The sequence below is a fragment of the Winogradskyella sp. SM1960 genome (assembly GCF_020179375.1).
In the GTDB taxonomy this organism is placed as follows: Bacteria; Bacteroidota; Bacteroidia; order Flavobacteriales; family Flavobacteriaceae; genus Winogradskyella; species Winogradskyella marina.
This window is the reverse complement of sequence record NZ_JAICBG010000001.1, coordinates 1,001,166-1,021,368: the sequence shown is the minus strand read 5'-3', so window position 1 is coordinate 1,021,368 and position 20,203 is coordinate 1,001,166. Positions and strand designations below refer to the sequence as shown.

The following is a 20,203-nucleotide window of genomic DNA, read 5'->3' as shown; positions in this document are numbered from 1 at the left end:
TTATGCAGTTTGTAATTGGTTATTATAGGCTTGTAAAATTTCGTTTTCAAATCTTGAATAAAACTCAGGATCGAAATTCGCTTCATTTAGATGTTGCATTACATAATCTACATCGCGTTTTTCGGTAAGCCATTGATCAAAGACTTCATGGCGCATTCTAATGCCAAAGGTGTTAATGCCTAAAAATGCATTGGTGTTTTTATCGTAAGCAACAGTTATACATTTGGTGTCGTCATCATGTTTCCAATGAAAATGTTGTTCGTATTCTGGTCGTCCGCCTTTACCAAAGACCCAACCATAGGTTTGATACTCGATATCTAAAAATTTAGCAGAATTAAACCAATGACCTGGTTTGTATTCCATTTTATTACCGCAAATGGTTTGTGCTAAGGTTTCACCCATCATACGACCAGTGTACCAAACGGCTTCAATTGGTCTTCGGTTTCCAATGGCTTCATGCTGTTCGGCACAATCACCAATAGCATAGACATCTGGAATGTTGGTTTCTAAAAAACGATTTACTTTTACTCCTCTTCCTGTTTCAATATCAGAATCTTTAATGAAATCAATATTTGGAGCTACTCCAGCTGTTAAGCCAACCACATTACATTCTAGTTCTTCTCCTGTTTCCTCAATAATTACAGATTTGACTTTTCCGTTTTCATCGGATTTTATTTCTTTCAAGTTGGTAGATAATCGTAAATCGATATGATGATTTTTTATATGCCTGTTAATCATTTCACTTTCTCCTTGAGGCAACACGCCATCCCAAAAGCTATCTTCCCTAACCAAAAATGTTACAGGAACACTTCGGCTATTTAGCATTTCTGCCAATTCAATACCTATTAATCCACCTCCAACAATCACGGCACGTTTGCAGACCTCATTATTGGGTGCATGTTTTTCAAGATTTTCTAAATCTTGCTTGTGATACATCCCCATTACACCGTTTAAATCTTGTCCTGGCCAACCAAATTTATTGGGTTTACTTCCTGTGGCGATAATTAATTTATCGTATTGCAAAGTGTCTCCTTCTGCAAAATGAAGTGTTTTGGTTGCTGTTTCAACTTGTTTTACGTACCCTTTTTTGAGTTCAATTCTGTTTTTTTCCCAGAACCAATTTTCGTATGGTTGGGTGTGTTCAAATTTCATGTGTCCCATGTAAACGTACATTAGTGCGGTACGTGAGAAGAAATAATCGGTTTCGGCAGAGACGATAGTTATTCTTTTATCGGATAGTTTTCTAACGTGTCTTGCAAGGGTAACTCCAGAAATGCCGTTGCCAATAATAACGATGTGTTCCATATAATTGAGGTTGTTAATATAGACTATAGGTCGAAGCTTTTGTTAAAACCTTATCCTAAAAGCCGAATTTCTTTAAATTTAGACATAATTTTACAGTATGCGACAAATATTTTATTTCCTTTTAAGTTTTATTTTTATAAGTTGTGCTGCGGCCAAATACAAACCTCAGAAAATAAATGGAGTTAGTTTTGTGGCCTCTAGAGGTGTTGTGGATTCTACTCATGTGGAGCCGTTAGTAAATATTAATGCGAATGCTGCAGCGGTTATGCCTTTTGGTTTTATAAGAGATGTTAACCGCCCTGAAATACTTCATAATACAGACCGTCAGTGGTTTGGTGAAACGCGATCTGGTGCCGGACAATATATTGAAGCCCTTCACAAGGAGGGAATTAAGGTAATGGTAAAACCACAATTATGGATTTCTCATGGAGAATTCACAGGGTTTTTAAAAGCGTCTTCGGAAGCCGATTGGCAATTGTTAGAAACCTCATATACCGACTTTATCATAGAATATGCTGAATTGGCTGAAGAATTTAATGTGGAAGTATTTTGCATTGGAACCGAACTCCAAGCATTTATAAAAAATAGACCAGAATATTGGCAACAATTAATAAGACAAATCAGAACGATTTATACAGGGAACTTAACCTATGCGGCTAATTGGGATGAATTTTGGACCACACCATTTTGGTCGGAATTAGATTATGTTGGTATTGATGCTTATTTTCCTGTCAGTGATATGCAAACACCAACGATTGAGGATTGTATAAAAGGTTGGGGAAAACATAAAGACGATTTAAAAGGGTTTTCAGAGACACTAAACAGACCAATTTTATTCACCGAATTTGGATATAGAAGTGTAGATTTTACGGCAAAAGAACCATGGAGGTACGACCGTTCTATGACCTCAGTTAATCACGAAGCACAAAAGAATGCCACACAAGCCTTATTCGATGCGGTTTGGAACGAAGATTGGTTCGCAGGCGGTTATCTTTGGAAGTGGTTTGTACAGCATGATAAAGTTGGTGGTATGGATGATAATCAATTTACTCCACAGAATAAACCAGTGGAGGATATTATAAGAGCACATTATAAAGAGTAGTGTTTTTGATCGGAAATTAAATCGGTAATGATGAATACTATATTACTTACTCACGTTCAAGTACCTTAAAATCTTTTATAGCTTTATTAGGTTCAATAATATTATAGCCTTTCCAAAACTCAGGATCATATTGGTTTAATTGTGTTGGTGAAACCTGCGGTTTTTCTTTGAAATTTTTAAAATCAGATTCAGAAATACTATTGGTTTCAAAGACCACAAGTTCTGTTTTTTCAATGTTTCTAACAATAAAATGAATATCACCTTTTAATTCGTTTTGTTTTCGTCTGCCTTTTACATTTTTATTTTTTTCTACAATTTTAAAAGGTCGTTTAATACCAACGCGTTGGCCTAAAGACTCATCTCTGTATTTTAAAGTGTATTTATCATTGTCATTTTTTTGAAAGATGATGGTTCCTTCCTTTAAGTATTTTTTCATGGAAATTCCAAGAAGAGAAAACTTACTTAGTGGCTTCACATTTTTATAATCAACGCGTATAACTGCAAAATCTTCTGTATTCACATACATCGTTCCCGAAAAGTCTTCACTTCGTTTTGGTTTAAATGGAATCACATACACAAACATATTATTGATATACGCATAGTCTGCGATTTCAAATTCATAGCGTCGTGATTTATGAATAAAGTTGAGGTCATTATCGTCATCAATAAAATTATTGTTTTCAAATTTATGTATCATCATTTTTCGCCAATGTAAAAATCCTATTTTACGGATAGAGTCTTTCTTTTGTTGCTCTGCAAGTAAAGCATCAGTAACGGCTTCCTCTTTCTCATTTGTATCTCCAAATAAAGACGAATCCATTTCTTCTTTCACGCTAAACCAACCCGATTTAATTTTAAAATACGAATCGCGTTTTACATACTTTTTAAAGATGTCATTAAACCGTTTTTCATAATTATCTAAGTTGATGTCTTTAGATTTGTCATATAAACGACAAGCTTTTAGAATGTCCATTTTTTGAGATGCTTCTGGTTCAATTTCTCCATAGAGTTCACCTAATACTTCAGTATGATTACTATTACTTTTAGGCATAATTAGAAGTAAGCTATCTATAAATTGCTGATTGAATTCAGGGATGGTTGACTTTTCTAATATAACATCATACTTATCCATGTCTGTGTAGTAAGATGTTCTATAAAACAATTTTCGTTTGTTATAACTAAAATCGTAATTAAGCGTTAAGCCTTCTTTTATCTTATCTAGAATTTCGTCTATGCTGTAGTTTTTATTGGTGACTAAAACCTCAGATAAATCAACAGATTTTGAAGTTAATAAAATGGTAGATTGGTTAAAATTTAAAAGTGGAATACGTTTTTCTTCATAGCCTAAACAACTTATCATTAATGAGTCGGTTGCTTTTATAGCACGATTAATACTGATGTTAAACTCGCCTTGATCGTTGCTAATAACTCCAGTTTTAGAGTTAAATTGAATGCTAGCAAAAGGAATGGGTTTCTCTGTTTTAGAGTCTAGTAATGTTGAAGAAAAGGTTTGCTGTCCGTAAGATTGCGACGTTAAAAATAACGTAAGCGCAATGATGATTTGATTGATTTTCATTTTTTGGTTGGTTGATTAGATTTCAGCCAAAGTAGAAGAATGAAGTCTTTTAGAAAGTCGATTTAAACTTTTGTTAAGTAAGATTTATCTTAAGTTTAACAACTTTAAGAAAAATTAAGAATTCAAATTAAGTGTATCATTATTAAATACTTAATTTTAGCTTTGATAAAAATAGAAGTCATATGAGAACGTTAGCAGTAGGAGATATTCATGGTGGTTTAAGAGGGTTGGTTCAAGTTGTAGAACGCGCAAATGTGAGTTCTGATGATACATTAATTTTCTTAGGAGATTATGTTGATGGCTGGAGTGAAGCTGCACAAGTGATTCAGTATTTAATTGAATTATCTAAAACGAATACCTGTGTTTTCATTAAGGGTAATCATGATATTTGGTGCGAACAATGGTTGGCGTATGGTACCGTGAATGATGTTTGGTTTAAAAATGGCGGTAAGGAAACTATAGAAAGTTACGATGGCTTTTCTAAAGACCAAAAATTAATGCATCTCGATTTTTTTGAAGGCATGCCCTTATATCACATTGATTCTAAAAATCGATTGTTCCTACATGCCGGATTTACCTCTATGCATGGTGTGGAACGCGAATTGCACAAAGAAAATTTCTATTTTGATAGAACATTATGGGAAATGGCGTTAACCTTGGATCAGCGTATAGAGAAGAACTCAAAACTTTATCCTAACCGTTTAAAACATTATGCTGAAATTTATATAGGTCATACCCCAACTATTAATTTTGGTAAAGACCAACCGATGCATGCAGCTAACGTTTGGAATGTTGATACAGGAGCGACGTTTACAGGAAAACTATCGGCTATAGATATTGATACCAAAGAAATTTTTCAGAGTGATAAGGTTATGGATTTGTATCCTGATGAAAAGGGGAGGAATAAGAAATAGACTATGAAACTAATTTTAAACTTTGTTGTTTTATTTTTTGTTTTTAGTTGTGAGCCTAGAATAAAGAAAGATAATTTTAAAATCATTGACTTTGATTCAGCAAATGCTCGAGTAAATTTTGATAACTTAGGTTATGCGCATTATAAACATAATTCAAGAACTTCTTTAAATGAGGAAGAGTTTAGTGTCCTTTTTCAAATTTTAGAAGAAGGAGTAAACCGTTTTAATGTTAAAAACAAAAATCGCCAAATTGATATTAATGATTATCGGTTCTTTATAATTCCAACTTTATTTGAAAACAATGAAGAAATTCTATTAATCTATTCCTATCGTTTTTACCCACATAACGAATGGATTAATTTAAGTGATTGGTTTATGGTATTTGATGGAGGACATAATTATTTTAGAACAAAAGTAAATTTAACTCAAAAAAAAGCTGGAAAAATAATTCCAAATGGTGAGGCTTAATTAACAAACATGCTTCTTATAATAAGCCAATAACTCATCTGCCGAAGCACCAAACCATTTCTTTACATAAATTGTCCAGAAGTGGTATTGTAATTTCCAAACACCATGTTTACGATAAAGTCGTGCTGAGGTTGTCAATTTTTTATTGATGACCGTAAATTCATTCCGAGCATACAATTCATTAATCAGAATATTGTCTTCGTAGATAATATAGTTCTCATTATAACCACCAATATCGTTAAACAGTGTTTTTGTAATAAACTGACTCTGGTCGCCGCCTCTACTAGCACGCCAAGAAAATTGGGTAAGCCAACTGGCTAAACGTAACCACCAATGCTTGCTGTCAAACTGCATTCTAAAACAGCCTGCTTGGTTACCTTTTTGAATTTCATTTATAATAAGTTGATCAAAATCTATAGGTGGAAAAGAATCGGCATGAAGAAAATAGAGAACCTCTCCTTTGGCATGTTTTGCACCTAAGTTCATTTGCTTTGCTCTACCTTTGGAAGATTCAAGCAAAAGTATTTTTGATTGAATATGCCATCCTGAACTTGATTCAGGATCTCCTATTTCGCTACCTAGTTGTACGTCAGTTCGAGTGGAATTCCGTTTTTGGAATTTTGTATCGAGAACATTGGGTGTCATGCTTTCTATAACAGACCTGTCAGGTTTTAAAAACCTGACAGGTCTAAGAATGTCCAAAGTGCCATCTGTACTACCTCCATCAACCACTATAATTTCAGAAATATTCTTAGGCGACGAATTATCAATTAAATGTGTTAACAAACGACTTATAGTATCAGCCTCATTTAAAACCGGAATAATTATACTAATCATACAGTACTTACGATAAATTAATGACTGTAGTTTTAATCATTCAAACCCCAATCATAATCCGTGTAACTTTTCTTAGCAGATTCTGAAATGGTAATGTCTGAATATTGATTTAAGAAATCAATTAAGCTACCATTTTGTTCAAAATCCTTTTTAAACCATCTAAATATTTTTGAAATCTTTATGTTATCTTTAGATAGTTCATTTTTAGATGTATCTGCTAAAAATTCTTTTGTAGCATTCGTTAATTGTGCGTCTAAATTTGAAGCTGTAAATGCTGTGTTCTGAAGTTTTGGGCATGATACAGACGCACAAACAATAGCAAAGTGAATGCGTGGTTCATTCATCTCTCTAAGAATTTTATGCTCAATATCGTTTAGGTTTTGCCAAGTGTTACCCAATTTCCAAAGCCGTTGATCCCAAGGGTCTTTAATGTCTTTTATACTTTTTGTTGGGTAATTTCTAAGAATTAAATCTATAGTTAAAGCGTTGTAAGCATTAATCCAATAGGCGAGTTTGTCATTCTTGGTCCATCCATCAGTAGGTTGTTGTTTTTTTAATAAATCAATATAACGTTGTAAAGTTTTTGATTCAGCTTTAAGACCTTTATAATTTACATTTCCATTTTCTGAAACGTGCTTTTTTAACAATGCATCAAAAATAGCATGATCAAAAGTTTCGGTATAAACAACCTCAGAAGTATTTGTTTCTATAGCTTTATCTTGCGTTGTTTGTTGCAAACTACTAGACGAAGACGTAAGTATTAAAGTGACCATTAAGGCTGATAAATAATTCATGTATGATGTTTTTAAATGTTAGTCGTACTGTTTTGAACTCTTGCTATCCTGTTTTTTTGAAAACGCAGGATACAATTCTTGTTTTAAAAAATCTTTAGGGAAATTTTCGTCATCTTCAAAACCGAGTTCAATATCTCTACCATCATGTGGTATATAATCGGTTTTAAAAATGTAATCCCATAGACTTAATGTTAGTCCAAAGTTAACACCATACCTTACATCTTCAGGTAACTTTTTAACATGATGCCAAATATGCATCTTAGGATTATTAAAAATGTATTTTAAAAATCCATAATCCCAACCCAAATTAGCATGGTTAAGATGACCAATAGCAATGCTAAAGAAATAAACAATAGCCACATCTTGAGCATCAAAACCACCAATGATAGCAATAGGAATATAAAGTATAGATTTATAAACTACAGGTTCCATCCAATGGTAGCGCAAGTGAGCTGCAAATCCCATTTCTTTTACAGAATGGTGGACTTTATGGAAATTCCAAAGCCATTCAAAACGGTGTAAAAGCCGATGCGTATTCCATTGTACAAAATCTGAAACTATAAAAAAGATAAATAAGCCTAACCACTTAGGAAGTTCGTCGACATCAAACAATTGAAAGCTTGAAACAGACAGTCCTACAAGGCCTAAAACATCATTAAATAGTTCTGAAACCGTATTAGATAAGGCAATAAAAACAATTAGATTCAATAAAAAGAAATTGAAAAACATGTAAAAGGTGTCTAGCCAAAAATCTTTTCTGAACAAGGCTTGGTCTTTTCGCCAAGGAAATGCAATTTCAAGTATCCAAACTAAAATAGAAATAAGGATAAGACCATAAAAAAAGTTGTCCCAATGATTGAGGTCAATGAGCTCGTATTTGAGGTAATTCCAGTAATCGGAATATGATTTTGTGAATATGTCTATGTATTTTTCCATACAACTTTCAGAGAAAGCAGGTATCTCTTTTTTTTGTTATCCGGCAAGGTTTCTAAAACCTTGTAGGTTTTGATTATGTTTTATACCTACAAGGTTTTTAGAACCTTACAGGTCTTCAGCGTATAGTTGCGAATCAGTGAGGTTGAAGACTCCAAACTGAGGGCTGCCAACTATTAAAGTGTTTTAATCAATTCCTTAAACAAGGTAATCATATGCGGTTCTGCTTTGTTTGCCATAGCAATGATTTCATTGATATCAACGGGTTTTAAATTCTCTGGATCGCATTCGTCAGTTAATACAGAAACCGCCGCGACTTTTAAATTTAAGTGATTTGCCACAATGATTTCTGGTACGGTACTCATACCAACAGCATCAGATCCTATAATTTTTAGCATTCTGTATTCTGCTCGTGTTTCTAATTGTGGTCCAACCACACTTGCATAAACACCTTTATGTAATGTAATATTGTTTTCTTTGGCGATATTTTCAAATTTAGAATTGATATCTGCATCGTAAGGCGCGCTCATATCTGTAAAACGTTCGCCCAATTCAGAAACGCCTTTAAAAGCTAAAGGCGACCCTCCTTGAAGATTAATATGATCGTCAATAAGCATTAATTCTCCTTTTTTGAAATCGAGATTAATGGCACCAGAAGCATTAGAAACCAATAGGGTTGAAATGCCTAACTTCTCCATTATTCTCACTGGGAATGTTACATCTTGCAATGTGTAGCCTTCATATACATGAAAACGACCTTGCATAACAACCACCTTTTTACCTTCTAAAAGACCATAAATAAGTTTGCCTTTATGAAATTCTACGGTTGCTGTAGGAAAGTTTGGAATGTGATTATAACTGGCTTCAGCTATGATTTCAATCTCATCAATTAATTGTCCTAATCCTGTGCCTAAAATGATACCTATTTCTGGTTTTTCAAAACCTTTGCTTTGTAAATATTCTGTGCTTTCTGAAATTAATTTAATCATTGAGTTGCTGTATTTTTTCTTGTAATTTAATGTTCGATTTGTAAAAGTCTGAAGCAATTAAGTCTTCATAGGTGTCAATATCGTTTAAAGTGTCTAAGATACCAACTGAAATTTGATTACTCTGTAACTCTTGTAACGTTAGTTCTAATAAATTGGGTTGACTCCATGGTTTATTGGTGAAAATTTCGGCATTCAGTTTAGACATGCCAACTAAATAATAACCACCATCTTCTGCTGGACCAAAAACCACTTCATTTGTGGTTAAGGCATCTAATCCATTTTTTAGGTGTGTGGCATTGATATCTGGTAAATCAGAACCAATCAATACAATGTTTTTATAGCCAGCATCAAATCCATCTTTAAAAGCATTCAACATGCGTTCTCCTAAATCAGCTCCATATTGTACCGCTTTAAATTCACCTTTCCATTGGTCGTCTACAATAGCATTAGAAAAATAAATGCGTTTATCGATATCTAATTTCTGAGTTGCTTTTTCTGTAATTTTCACCAACTCGGTGTATACTTCAAAAGCCCCAAAATCTCCAATGGTTTTAGCGAGTCTAGTTTTTACGGTTCCTAATTTTATGTTTTTAACAAACACAATAACGAGTGATTTATTCATAAGTTTTAATACCTTTTAATAACCATTTACTCCAGTCTTTAGAGTAAGCATGTACGTGATCTGTTTCATTTCCTTCCGAATTATATACGGGAAAATTGTTATTCTTCCATTCAAAAATACCACCAAATAAATTGTAAACATTGGTGTAACCTTTGTTTTTCAGTTGTTCTGCGATGTCTTCAGATCTAATACCAACAGAACAATAGATTACAATAGTTTTTGAAGTATCTGGAATTGTTTGTGCAACAGCATCGATATCAAAATTATTGTAGCCCACATGAATGGCATTCTCAAGATGACTTACGTCGTGTTCTTTAGCCTCTCTGGCATCCAATAAAATAACATCTGTTTTTGGCATGGCCAATTCTTGAACAGAAATATATGGTATACGCTCTTTATTATGCGTTTTTAATAACTCTTGAAGCGTTTCTTGGCTATTTCCAAAGCAGCTAAAGAGCAAAAAAGATAAAATAAAGAGGTTTCGCATGTCCAATTAGTATAAATTATTTGATATTCCTTACAACTCTAGTGCTTTTCCTTGTTGCTGTTTTTCGGCTTCAGGTAGTATTTCCATGTTGTCCCAAATTCCTGAAACGATCGTTTTCGCATAAGATTCTGGAAGAAAGTCATTTAGCATTAGTTTATTAGTTAGCGTATAGTTGTATTCTAACTTACGAAAATTCACCTGTAATGGTTTTGTTGAATCATCTAAAACAGTAAACCAAACATTGGGTTTTCCATCATTAGCAGGCATACCAATGACTCCAGGATTTATCCAAAGTTTATCGCTTTTTTTGTTTTCAAAAGGTAAACCGCAATGACCAGCAATAATGATGTCACTGTCTGTTGCTTCAAAATTAGAGTGCTTAGTAGTCCAAGGTGTCGATTTAAAAATAAATTCTGAAACATTAAAATAGGAACCGTGTACAACAGTCGCCTTTTCACTTCCGATTGTAAATTTTATATGGTCCGGAAGCGTTTCAAGATAGTCAAGAGCATCTTTTGAGAGTTTACTTTTTGCATACGGATACCATTGTTGCGAAAACCCATCGCATCGGGACCCTTCTCTGAAATCGCAGCCACAATCGTCTTCATCATCACGGAGTTGAATTTCTACATTACCAACAATACTTCGGGCATTCCAATTTTTAAAGGTTTGTATGGTTTCTTCGGGTTGGGCGCAATAGCCAATAATATCGCCAGTGCAAATACAATTTTCAGGCGGAACACCTTCAGATTCTGCCACAGCAATTAGTGCTTCAAGGGCTTGAAGGTTGCTGTAAACACCACCAAAGAGTAGTACTTTACCTGAAATTTTTCCAATGTCAAGGATGTTTTTATTCATAACAATTTTTACACAAGTGAATCGCTCATTTTTTTAGATTTCAACCATTTTGGTATGAAATATAGAATATTGCAACTGAAAATTCCCCAAATATTAACCCAAAGTAAATCGGCATACTTACCTTCTGTAAAAATTAAGGCTTCTGGGAACACATTAAAAACCAAGGTGAATCCAAATACTAATCCGGTTATAACGCTCAAATAGAAACTCAGTTTAGGAACTTTAGTATTCCAAAACAAAAATACAGGTGTTAATCCAATGACCATCGTTCCTGATATGGTAGTTGCAGATAGAATTTCTGCATTGAGAAAAACAGGTAGCGTGCCTAAGATGGCAATGGCAGCCATAGAGGCTCTACCAAAAGTAATATCGTTAACCATACCTAAATCAATGGCTAATAATTTTGAAAATGATGAAAACGTTGAGTCTAATGTTGATGCTGCTGAGGTTATCATTATAAAGTTAATAACCAATAAAATAACCACGCCAAAGGCTTTTCCAACTTCTACGGCAGCTTGACCTTTAAAACCTTGGGTTTGAGCATAGACACCAATGACGCTGAATAGTACAATACAAATAGCGCCTAATAAACTCGCCCATAAAAAACTTTTTCGGGTCACTTTTGGCGAACTGAGAAAGGCTCTATCCGTTAAAACGGGGTCGTGAAACGGATAACTAAAAGATTGGATAATAGCAGCGAAAAATAAATTTAAACCCAATTCAAAACTCCACGTACCAGAAGTTGCGACATCAGCAACGCTAAAGGTTTCTATAGAAAAGATATTATAAAGAATTACCATAAGTAGAATACTAAATAATACCATTTGAATCACATCGGTAAAAATGGAACTACTTAGTCCGCCTTTTATCGCATACGCTAAAGTTAAAACAGTAAAAACGATAATGGCCCAATAATAGTTAGAACTTCCTGTTTTGCCAAAATAACTACCAATAACCATGGTGTTACTCCAGACTTCATTAAACAACCGGATAGCAATCAGTATAGAAAACAAGGCCATAGCTCCTTTACCAAATTGGGTAGTTAAAAACTGATGAATACTTTCAAATCCACCAATAACGCGCATCTTGTAAATCAGCAAACCTGCAACCGCAAAGGATAGATAATAACCAGCATAAGCCACACCACCAACAATGCCGAAATCTAAACCGAGATTAGCCGCATTGGTAATGCTCTTGGCAAAAATCCAAGAAATAATAAGGCTTCCGGTAAGTACTAAACTATTCGGTGCTTTCTTTTTATGAACCGCCTTAAAAAATTCGTCTGTAGTTTTCGCTAATGGTGATAATAGAAAGAGTAGTACACTCGATGCAATTATCAATGTCCATTGCCAGTTAATTATATCCATATATGTTTATTCGTTCCACCAAACTGGGACGTTTATACTGTTGTTATCGGTTGCGGTTGCTGCAACACTGTAATTTTCAAAATTTAAAGCTTCTTCTTCAGCAGGATAAGGCATTCTTATCGGAATTAAATCATTGTTTAAACTTGCCGAAATGGTTTGCAATTCTGGGAAACCTGTTCTTCTATATTCTATCCAACCTTCGTAACCATTAATCACATTGGCTATCCATTTCTGCGTTATGATTTGTTCCATCGGATTTGTACCAACAGCATCATAAGCAGCAGGACCAGAAAGGTAACCTGTAGGTAACTCTGTGTTCCAATATTCAAAAGCTAAGGTGACTCCTATTTCGTATAAGGTTTGTGCATCTGCGTTGATTAGACCTTTGGTAGCTGCTTCGGCTAAGGCAAAATGCACTTCCCAAGCTGTAATAAAATTAGCATCTAAAGTTGAAGTGTCTTCTCTGAAAGCTGTGCTTGCTAAAGAATAATCCGCCAAAGCAATTGAAGTAGAAGAAGCATCAATACCATTTAATAAACCATTGAATTCATTAGTGGTTGAATTTGAAAACGGACGGAATAAACTTGAAAGTCTCGTGTCATTTAGGCCAACCAAAATGTCTTCCATGGTTTCTGACAATACAAAATTGTTAAAATCTCCAACACGTAATTGTGCTAACCTAAAACTATTTGGGTCTGTATTTGTAAAGTTGAAAATAGCATTCTCACTGTTTGAAGTGATATAATTACCTTCAGAATATAAGATTTGCAATTGACTTGAAACATCTACTTTGTTTGAAACACGAACTAGGTGTTTAATTTTTAATGTGTTCGCGAATTTTATCCAAGCGTCTAAATCGCCATCAAATAAAATATCACCTTCTAACGGAATAACATCAGAATATGCTTCGATAGCCGCAATGCCTTTATCTAAATTATCTAAAATTCCGTTTTCATTCAGGTAGATGTCTTCTTGAGAATCGTAAGCTGGTGTAACGGTTCCGGCAACACCGTTGAACGCTTCAAAATAAGGCACATCACCAAATAAATCGGTTAATCCTGCTGCCATGTAGGCTTTTAGAATTAATGCAGGACCTTCGTAAACAGCAAAGGTTTCAACGGTTTGCGATTGGTTTAAGATAATCTCGTTATCTCTCAAATTCGTGTAAAAAATAGGCCAAGGGTTGCCACCTAATTGTGGTGATTTTAACGCGTGCCTATCAAATAAATTAAAATCTAAAGCAGTTCTGTGTTGGGCTAATAAATCGCCAGCCACAAAACCTTCATAACTCATGTTTTCGCCAAAATCGTAAATCACTTGTCTCAGTAACAAACTTGGCTGTACAGAACTTGGTGAATTGGGATTGGTGTTGATGTCTTCAAAATCTTTAGTACAACTTAGTGTTGTTGCCATAAATAAAACTGAAAGTATATAGGTGAATTTTTTCATTTAAAATTTTATTTTCATTCCCTTGAAAAAGGGAACTTTATTCTTTTATTTTCTCTTCTTGAGATTCTCATTGTCTTGAGAACTAGAAGTTAAATCCGGCTTTAAAACCAATACTTCGTGTGGTGGCGTAACTCATATCTTCAACACCACTTACAAATCCATTGCCTTGAACGGCTAATTGTTCTGGGTCAAAATGTGGATTTTCAGTAATGGCAAATAAGTTATTTCCAACGATAGAGATGCTAATGTCAGCACCTTCTTTTAATCCTAAAAAGCCATCTTTAATGTCAAAAGTATAACCAATAGAAAATTGACGTAGTTTTAAAAAGGATGCATCATAGATATTGTTTTCTTCATGATTTCTATCGTAATATTGTCGGTAATAACTTTCTGCCGTAATCGCAACGGTGTTTGTTTGTCCTGTATTTATATTAACACCTTGAGCAATAATCCCTGCGTCTGGTCTGTAACTGGTCTCGGCAAGTTGGCCGCCAACATTTCCTAAAGCTCGTGTTCTTGAAACCACTTCTCCTCCTTGTCGCCAATCGAATAAAAAGCTCATATTCCAATTTTTATAATTGAAACTATTACTCCATCCTAAAGTGAAATCTGGATTATAATTTCCTAATTTTTTTAAATTATCATCCGCGATGTAGTTACCATTATCATCAATTAAAAATTCGCCATTGTCATTTTTTTGATACCCTGTTCCGTATAAATCACCAACACGTCCACCTTCTTCTACTTGAAACCAAACGGTTTGGTTTGCGCTGTCATAAATTCGGCTGTAAGCCAATGTTAATCTTCCGTCGGATTGTGGTAAATCTTTAATCACAGAGCGATTAGTGGCGAAGTTAAACGTGGTATTCCAGTTAAAATTATCCGTTTGTATAGGTGTTATGCCTAATATAATTTCCACACCTTGCGTATTTACTTTTCCGCCATTAACCACTTGTTGATTATAACCTGAAGAGATGGCAACGGGTAATGAAATAATCTGGTCTTCTGTATTAGCGTTGTAATAGGTTAAATCGAGTCGCAGTCTATTGTCTAAAAATCGCAGATCTGTACCAAACTCATAAGAAGTGGTACGTTCAGGTTTTAAATTGGCATTGGGAATAAAATCTTGGTCGCTAAACGTAGGTTCACTATTGTAAGGTGTTTGCGATACAAAAGCACCAGAAGTTTGATAGGCGCTAGTATCGTTTCCAACTTGCGCCACACTTGCTCTAAGTTTTGCAAATGAAATGATATGAGGTAATTCCGCGACATTAGATAATATAAAACTTGAAGACACAGAAGGGTAGAAGAACGAGGTGCCATCAACAGAAAAAGGTGTAGCTAAAGCACTAGACCAATCATTCCGTCCTGTGATATCTAAAAATAAATAATCTTTATAGCCTAATTTTGTAATGCCGTAAAATGAATTAATTCGCTTTTCGCTTTCAAATTGGAACGTTTCAATAGGTGAAGCTGCATTATTTAAATTAAAGATTCCTGGTTGTGCTAAACTCACTGTTTGTGATTGATTTGTAGTTGCGGTTTGATTCAATCTATTTCCTCCTAAAAACACATCCACAGAAAAGTTATTAAACTGATTTTTATAGTTGATTAAAAAATCGGTATTCACTTCTCTAAACATCACATCGTGTTCTGCGTATGCGCCATTACTAAAACGGTTGCTACTGTAAGCACGACGTAATTGGCGTTTTTCTGTAGAATAATCCATTCCGGTTCTTAAGGAAACACTTAAGTTTTTAGTTAGTTCTTGTGTAATGGAAATGTTCCCAAAAATACGATCGCGATTAAAGGAATTGGTGTTTTCATTTAATATGAAATAAGGATTATCAAAAAAGGTATAGTTAAATGAGTATTGTTGTGTGCCTTCTAATCCAGGTTGCCAATAATCCTTTAAATTTTCAATATTTAATGAACGCGGTCCCCAAGCTACTAAAGAGTAATTCGCATTTTCACTGCCGTAACCGTTTGAAGGTCTGTTGTCACTGTTAGAATGTATATAACTAAACGACGAATTGATTTCAGTATGTTCACTCGGTTGAAAGTTTAACTTAGCAGAAATGGTTTGTCGGTCTAAATTAACACCAGGGATAATTGATTCACTTCTTAAATCGGTAAATGATAATCTATAATTACCAGTATCAAATCCATTAGAAACCGATATGTTATTAATAGTTGTAATACCAGTTTCGTAAAAATCCTTTAAGTTATCTGGATTTGATGTAAAAGGGGTTGCTGTTATTGCTAATCCATCATACAATGCTGTGTCTCCGCCACGAACAAAAGAACCATTAGCCAATTGAACAGGACTATCAAACTGAGGAATTAACAAACCGGTGTCTAAGCGTGGTCCCCAAGAATAGGTGATGTTGTCATTTACGCCACCGCCTAAACCGTCTACATATTCAAACTGACCAGAATTACCTTGACCATAAGAATTTTGAAAATCGGGTAATCGAAAAGCCGATTCAACAAAAAGAGACGAATTAAAACTGATGCCTAAACCTCTTTTGTTTTTTCCGTTTTTGGTTTCAATAACAATAACACCATTAGAAGCTCTGGTGCCATATAGTGCAGCAGCACTTGGCCCTTTTAAAACCGTAACGGAACCAATATCATCTGGATTCACTTCCATACCGCCATTACCAAAATCAATTTCTTGAAATCCGGCTGCAGCTTCATTAGTGAAATTAAAAACGGTTTCGTTGTTAATTGGTACACCATCAACGACAAATAAAGGGTTGTTATTAGAAAAAGAAGCTTCGCCTCTAATCGTGATTTTGGAAGACGAACCAACACCTGTTGCGCCTTGTGTAACGGTTACTCCTGCTAATTTGCCTTGTAAATTATCTAGAAAGTTTACTGTTTTGACCTCCGTTAGTTTTTTAGAAGAAATGGCTTGCACAGCATAACCTAATTCTCTGGTGTCTCGCTCGAGACCTAAAGCGGTAATGACAACCTCATCTAAAGCAGCCGAATCTTCTTGTAATTCAATATTAATAATGGTTTGATTTCCAATATCAATAGTTTGTGATTTAAAGCCTAAAAATGAGAAGGTAAGTTTATCTGTAGTTGAGTTAACCATAATGGAATAGGTGCCGTCATCATTTGACGTTGTTCCATTGCCGTTGTTAGATGAAATGTTTACAAAAGGCAAAGGTGTCCTAGAACTGGCTTCTGTAACCGTACCTGTAATGGTTATTTGAGCATTACTGAAAAAGCAAAAGCATAGCAGTAAGCATAAGTAAATGTGCTTCATATGTAGACCACAAAATGTGTGGCGGTTTTTAAAATGTGAGATTATTTGACTTAAAAATTCTAAGGAATTAATGAAATTAAAACCCAATTTTAAATATGAAGTAAAATAGGTGAGCCTTTATTATAATGGCTTTTAAAAACGGTTCTGCCATGAAAAACAGAAGCGACAATTGCAATTGTTTTTACTTTTTTTAGAATTTTTAAAAGCAGTTTTCTAATCTTGAAATCTAAAGACTTAAAACTTTTTAAGATGAGTTCTATATCTGAAGTGTCATCAATATCTGTTAGTGTTTCTAAATAAGAAATACTTTCGTTTTGCTGTTGCAATTCATGATGTAAACAACGTTGTAATTGAGACGTTTGCCAAGGTAAATTCTGGATGTTTGTTTTATTAAAATGTGCTTTTTTAAAACCCATTAAATAGAAACCTCCATCGGTTGAAGGTCCTAAAACATAATCTGAATTTTCTAATTTATTTTTGGCTTTAACTATAAGATTAGCGGTAAGGTTGGGAATGTCATTACCTAGTGTAATCACATTTTGAAATCCTTTATTAAAAACGGTTTCAATGGCATTAGTAAAACGCTCGCCAAATGAATGTCCTTTTTGCGCTTTCTCAGAAATATGAAAATAAGGTAAACCGGCTTTTTTTACTGTTTTTACAGTGTCAGAATCAAGCAAATTAAAGAAGTCAGAAGAAGCAATTGATTTTGACGTCAATTGTTTTTCTGCAGAATTTGCAAAGATTAATATGGCGGTTTTATTATTCATATTTCATTCCTGCAAAGGCAGAAATTTTAATTGATTTATGCAACAATACCCTGACAACTACTTCCTGCGCCGGCAGTGCAACCATAGCAGTGTTGAGAAATAACGATGTTACGTCCTTCTAATAACTCTTCGTTAAAATCAGAAACATGTCTGGATTTGCTATTTACGGGTAATTCTAGCATCTGGTTAAAATCACAATCAAATAAATAGCCGTCCCAACTAATCGATAAGGTATTGGTACACATGACGTTTTCTACAGCAGACGGATTATAAGCTTCGACCAAAGAATACATGTAGTCTTCGTAGTTTTCTGAAGCGATTAAATAATCTAAAAATCGTGCAATCGGTAAGTTTGTAATGGCAAAAAGATTGTGGAATTCAATGCCAAAATCTTCCATTAAAGCTTTTTTGAAATCCTTTTCCATAGCCTCTTGATCACCTGGTAAAAAGGCTCCAGACGGATTGTAAACTAAATCTAACCTTAGGTCAGAATCAGGCATTCCGTAACCCACAGCATTTAGTTCTTGTAAGGCTTTTATCGATTTATCAAAAACACCATCACCACGTTGTTTGTCTGTTTTTCCTCGCGTCCAGTGTGGCATAGAAGATACGACATGCACATTGTGTTTTTTAAAGAATTCTGGTAAATCGTAGTATTTTTTATTGGCTCTAATGATGGTTAAATTAGAACGTACAATAAAATCTTTAATACCAACTTTAGCCGCTTCTTCTACAAACCATCTAAAATCAGGATTCATTTCTGGGGCTCCACCTGTTAAATCTAAAGTATGTGCACCTGAGTTTTTAATCACCTCAAGACATTGTCTCATGGTGTCTCTGGTCATAATTTCCTTTCGGTCCGGTCCAGCATCCACATGGCAATGGTCGCAAACTTGGTTGCACATGTAGCCAACATTGATTTGTAGAATCTCTAGCTTTTTTGCTTTAATTGGAAATTGACTCGTTTCAGAAATTTTATCTTTAAAGGTTGGTAATTCACCAGTTTTAAAGATACCATTAGAGAGTATTTCTATTTGTTTATTGCTTTGTGCTAAATCGTTTCCGAGTTTTTTTAGGGACTTTGTTGCCATTAATCGTTTCTCTTGTTTGTAATTCTTACGAAATTAATACGGTTGAGGTTTTATGCCTAACCGTCTAATTTGTTTACTTTATTCATCATTTGTACACCATGTACTAAAGTGGCTCCGCTTTTTATAGCTGCACCAACATGTATGGCTTCCATCATTTGTTCTTTAGTAATACCACGTTGCAAAGTGTCTTTTGTATAGGCATCTATACAATATGGGCATTGTTCTGTATGTGCTACAGCTAAGGCAATTAATGATTTTTCGCGGGCTGTTAGAGCGCCTTCTTCAAATACTTTTCCGTAATAGTCAAAGAATTTTGTTCCTAATTCTTCACTCCATTCGGTAATTTTTCCAAACTTGCGTAAATCCGCAGCATCGTAATATGGTTTTGACATAAAATTATTTTTTGATTTAGAAAAATCAATATAATGATTAAGTCGAAGTTAAATCTTAAAGATTACAGAAAATTTTAAAAGATTGATTTCTATTAAAAGGTTTGAGGCTAGTTTTTAAAAATAGAAGATCAATTAAATCAAAAATCCTTATTTTTAAATTCTCTTTTTTTTATTAGAAATGCATAACTGGATTGAATTACTTTCTGAATTTAAACAAAAGCAAATACCTGTCGCTTTTATAACGGTGACTAAGTGTTTAGGGTCAACGCCTTGTGTGGTGGGTTCGCGTATGTTGGTGACTGAGGATAAAGATATTCATGGAACCATAGGAGGAGGTAAGCTTGAATTTAAAGCGATAGATGAAGCGATAATCGCTTTAAAAGAAAATAAAATTATAGAATCCACGTATACTTTAGGTCCAGAATTTGAGCAATGCTGTGGTGGAAAAGTAGAATTTATTATTGAACCTGTGAATCAATCCCCAGAATTATTCTTGTTTGGAGCAGGCCATATTGGCATCGAAATCTGCAAATTATTAGTGGATACACCTTTTAAAGTGAACCTTATTGATTCTCGCGACAATTGGTTTTCTAATCTAGAATTAGATAACAGTGTAACCACGCATCAAGCCACCGAAACTAATTTCAAGACCTTTAAAGATCCTGTGAAATGGGGAAGCAATTGTTACGTTTTAGTATTAACACATAATCATGCTATCGATTTTGATATCATATCTATGGCATTGCAAAACGAAACTAAATTTTTAGGATTAATTGGCAGTAAAACGAAAAAAGTACGTTTCAATACTATGCTAATTAAAGACATGCAGATTCCTGAAGGAATGACCAATGTGGTTTGTCCAATAGGATTAGACATCGGAGGAGATACACCAAAGGAAATAGCCATTAGTGTGGTGGCGCAATTGCTGCAGGTGCATTATAAAGTTACAGAATAAAAGCAATAGTTATACGA

The 20,203-nt window shown here is 34.4% G+C and carries 19 protein-coding genes; 4 read left to right on the top strand and 15 right to left on the bottom strand.

Annotated elements, in window-relative coordinates; genetic code table 11:
* Positions 1–1,305, bottom strand: a complete 1,305-nt coding sequence (locus tag K1X16_RS04450) for an NAD(P)/FAD-dependent oxidoreductase (protein ID WP_225035183.1) — start codon at positions 1,303–1,305, stop codon at positions 1–3.
* Between the two features lie 97 nt (positions 1,306–1,402).
* Between K1X16_RS04450 and K1X16_RS04445 the strand changes: the two genes are divergently transcribed.
* On the top strand, positions 1,403–2,407 hold the full coding sequence (locus tag K1X16_RS04445) for a glycoside hydrolase family 113 (protein WP_225035182.1): 1,005 nt from the start codon (positions 1,403–1,405) through the stop codon (positions 2,405–2,407).
* 46 nt (positions 2,408–2,453) lie between these two features.
* On the opposite strand, the gene K1X16_RS04440 is transcribed toward K1X16_RS04445, so the two are convergent.
* The gene (locus K1X16_RS04440) at positions 2,454–3,983 is read right to left on the bottom strand and encodes a carboxypeptidase-like regulatory domain-containing protein (protein WP_195869936.1); all 1,530 of its coding nucleotides are present in this window, start codon (positions 3,981–3,983) and stop codon (positions 2,454–2,456) included.
* A 182-nt stretch (positions 3,984–4,165) separates the two neighbouring features.
* Here K1X16_RS04440 and K1X16_RS04435 point away from each other — a divergent pair, with 182 nt between their 5' ends.
* Positions 4,166–4,897, top strand: coding sequence for a metallophosphoesterase family protein (locus K1X16_RS04435; protein ID WP_225035181.1), 732 nt, complete (start codon positions 4,166–4,168; stop codon positions 4,895–4,897).
* Positions 4,898–4,900: 3 nt separating this feature from the next.
* Positions 4,901–5,365, top strand: coding sequence for a hypothetical protein (locus K1X16_RS04430; RefSeq protein WP_225035180.1), 465 nt, complete (start codon positions 4,901–4,903; stop codon positions 5,363–5,365).
* Here K1X16_RS04430 and K1X16_RS04425 read toward each other — a convergent pair whose 3' ends face one another.
* The 13 genes from K1X16_RS04425 to K1X16_RS04365 form a co-directional block, all read right to left on the bottom strand.
* On the bottom strand, positions 5,366–6,202 hold the full coding sequence (locus tag K1X16_RS04425; RefSeq protein ID WP_225035179.1) for a TIGR04283 family arsenosugar biosynthesis glycosyltransferase: 837 nt from the start codon (positions 6,200–6,202) through the stop codon (positions 5,366–5,368).
* Positions 6,203–6,234: 32 nt separating this feature from the next.
* A complete protein-coding gene (locus K1X16_RS04420; protein ID WP_195869932.1) occupies positions 6,235–6,996 on the bottom strand; it encodes a DUF547 domain-containing protein in 762 nt (253 codons plus the stop codon).
* Between the two features lie 18 nt (positions 6,997–7,014).
* Positions 7,015–7,932: a sterol desaturase family protein gene (locus K1X16_RS04415; RefSeq protein WP_225035178.1), complete on the bottom strand. Its 918-nt coding sequence runs from the start codon at positions 7,930–7,932 to the stop codon at positions 7,015–7,017.
* Between the two features lie 173 nt (positions 7,933–8,105).
* A complete protein-coding gene (locus K1X16_RS04410; RefSeq protein ID WP_195869930.1) occupies positions 8,106–8,918 on the bottom strand; it encodes a purine-nucleoside phosphorylase in 813 nt (270 codons plus the stop codon).
* On the bottom strand, positions 8,911–9,540 hold the full coding sequence (locus K1X16_RS04405; RefSeq protein WP_195869929.1) for a TIGR04282 family arsenosugar biosynthesis glycosyltransferase: 630 nt from the start codon (positions 9,538–9,540) through the stop codon (positions 8,911–8,913). The genes K1X16_RS04410 and K1X16_RS04405 overlap by 8 nt, the downstream gene beginning before the upstream one ends.
* On the bottom strand, positions 9,533–10,027 hold the full coding sequence (locus K1X16_RS04400) for a rhodanese-like domain-containing protein (RefSeq protein ID WP_225035177.1): 495 nt from the start codon (positions 10,025–10,027) through the stop codon (positions 9,533–9,535). Before K1X16_RS04400 ends, K1X16_RS04405 begins: the two co-directional genes overlap by 8 nt.
* Positions 10,028–10,057: 30 nt before the next feature.
* Positions 10,058–10,885 carry a metallophosphoesterase family protein gene (locus K1X16_RS04395; protein ID WP_225035176.1) on the bottom strand — a complete coding sequence of 276 codons (828 nt, stop codon included), beginning with the start codon at positions 10,883–10,885 and terminating at the stop codon, positions 10,058–10,060.
* 8 nt (positions 10,886–10,893) lie between these two features.
* Positions 10,894–12,252: a sodium:solute symporter family transporter gene (locus K1X16_RS04390; protein ID WP_225035175.1), complete on the bottom strand. Its 1,359-nt coding sequence runs from the start codon at positions 12,250–12,252 to the stop codon at positions 10,894–10,896.
* Between the two features lie 6 nt (positions 12,253–12,258).
* Entirely contained in the window at positions 12,259–13,701 is a 1,443-nt protein-coding gene (locus K1X16_RS04385) for a SusD/RagB family nutrient-binding outer membrane lipoprotein (protein WP_225035174.1), read from the bottom strand.
* An 82-nt stretch (positions 13,702–13,783) separates the two neighbouring features.
* Positions 13,784–16,978 (bottom strand): SusC/RagA family TonB-linked outer membrane protein, encoded by a 3,195-nt coding sequence (locus K1X16_RS04380; RefSeq protein ID WP_225035173.1) that lies wholly within the window; start codon positions 16,976–16,978, stop codon positions 13,784–13,786.
* Between the two features lie 89 nt (positions 16,979–17,067).
* Complete coding sequence (locus K1X16_RS04375; RefSeq protein WP_225035172.1) at positions 17,068–17,748, bottom strand: DUF2064 domain-containing protein; 681 nt, start codon at positions 17,746–17,748, stop codon at positions 17,068–17,070.
* A 35-nt stretch (positions 17,749–17,783) separates the two neighbouring features.
* A complete protein-coding gene (gene arsS, locus K1X16_RS04370; RefSeq protein ID WP_225035171.1) occupies positions 17,784–18,839 on the bottom strand; it encodes an arsenosugar biosynthesis radical SAM (seleno)protein ArsS in 1,056 nt (351 codons plus the stop codon).
* Between the two features lie 56 nt (positions 18,840–18,895).
* Entirely contained in the window at positions 18,896–19,231 is a 336-nt protein-coding gene (locus tag K1X16_RS04365; protein WP_020895861.1) for an arsenosugar biosynthesis-associated peroxidase-like protein, read from the bottom strand.
* Between the two features lie 178 nt (positions 19,232–19,409).
* Between K1X16_RS04365 and xdhC the strand changes: the two genes are divergently transcribed.
* The gene (gene xdhC, locus K1X16_RS04360) at positions 19,410–20,186 is read left to right on the top strand and encodes a xanthine dehydrogenase accessory protein XdhC (RefSeq protein WP_225035170.1); all 777 of its coding nucleotides are present in this window, start codon (positions 19,410–19,412) and stop codon (positions 20,184–20,186) included.
* Positions 20,187–20,203 lie beyond the last annotated feature (17 nt).

Excerpts from the sequence above, each read along its gene's own strand:
- K1X16_RS04375 (WP_225035172.1), bottom strand. The coding sequence starts at position 17,748 with ATGAATAATAAAACCGCCATATTAATCTTTGCAAATTCTGCAGAAAAA.
- K1X16_RS04400 (WP_225035177.1), bottom strand. The coding sequence starts at position 10,027 with ATGCGAAACCTCTTTATTTTATCTTTTTTGCTCTTTAGCTGCTTTGGA.
- K1X16_RS04415 (WP_225035178.1), bottom strand. The coding sequence starts at position 7,932 with ATGGAAAAATACATAGACATATTCACAAAATCATATTCCGATTACTGG.
- K1X16_RS04410 (WP_195869930.1), bottom strand. The coding sequence starts at position 8,918 with ATGATTAAATTAATTTCAGAAAGCACAGAATATTTACAAAGCAAAGGT.
- K1X16_RS04425 (WP_225035179.1), bottom strand. The coding sequence starts at position 6,202 with ATGATTAGTATAATTATTCCGGTTTTAAATGAGGCTGATACTATAAGT.
- K1X16_RS04430 (WP_225035180.1), top strand. The coding sequence starts at position 4,901 with ATGAAACTAATTTTAAACTTTGTTGTTTTATTTTTTGTTTTTAGTTGT.
- K1X16_RS04365 (WP_020895861.1), bottom strand. The coding sequence starts at position 19,231 with ATGTCAAAACCATATTACGATGCTGCGGATTTACGCAAGTTTGGAAAA.
- K1X16_RS04450 (WP_225035183.1), bottom strand. The coding sequence starts at position 1,305 with ATGGAACACATCGTTATTATTGGCAACGGCATTTCTGGAGTTACCCTT.
- xdhC (WP_225035170.1), top strand. The coding sequence starts at position 19,410 with ATGCATAACTGGATTGAATTACTTTCTGAATTTAAACAAAAGCAAATA.
- K1X16_RS04395 (WP_225035176.1), bottom strand. The coding sequence starts at position 10,885 with ATGAATAAAAACATCCTTGACATTGGAAAAATTTCAGGTAAAGTACTA.
- K1X16_RS04390 (WP_225035175.1), bottom strand. The coding sequence starts at position 12,252 with ATGGATATAATTAACTGGCAATGGACATTGATAATTGCATCGAGTGTA.
- arsS (WP_225035171.1), bottom strand. The coding sequence starts at position 18,839 with ATGGCAACAAAGTCCCTAAAAAAACTCGGAAACGATTTAGCACAAAGC.
- K1X16_RS04380 (WP_225035173.1), bottom strand. The coding sequence starts at position 16,978 with ATGAAGCACATTTACTTATGCTTACTGCTATGCTTTTGCTTTTTCAGT.
- K1X16_RS04435 (WP_225035181.1), top strand. The coding sequence starts at position 4,166 with ATGAGAACGTTAGCAGTAGGAGATATTCATGGTGGTTTAAGAGGGTTG.
- K1X16_RS04445 (WP_225035182.1), top strand. The coding sequence starts at position 1,403 with ATGCGACAAATATTTTATTTCCTTTTAAGTTTTATTTTTATAAGTTGT.
- K1X16_RS04405 (WP_195869929.1), bottom strand. The coding sequence starts at position 9,540 with ATGAATAAATCACTCGTTATTGTGTTTGTTAAAAACATAAAATTAGGA.
- K1X16_RS04420 (WP_195869932.1), bottom strand. The coding sequence starts at position 6,996 with ATGAATTATTTATCAGCCTTAATGGTCACTTTAATACTTACGTCTTCG.
- K1X16_RS04385 (WP_225035174.1), bottom strand. The coding sequence starts at position 13,701 with ATGAAAAAATTCACCTATATACTTTCAGTTTTATTTATGGCAACAACA.
- K1X16_RS04440 (WP_195869936.1), bottom strand. The coding sequence starts at position 3,983 with ATGAAAATCAATCAAATCATCATTGCGCTTACGTTATTTTTAACGTCG.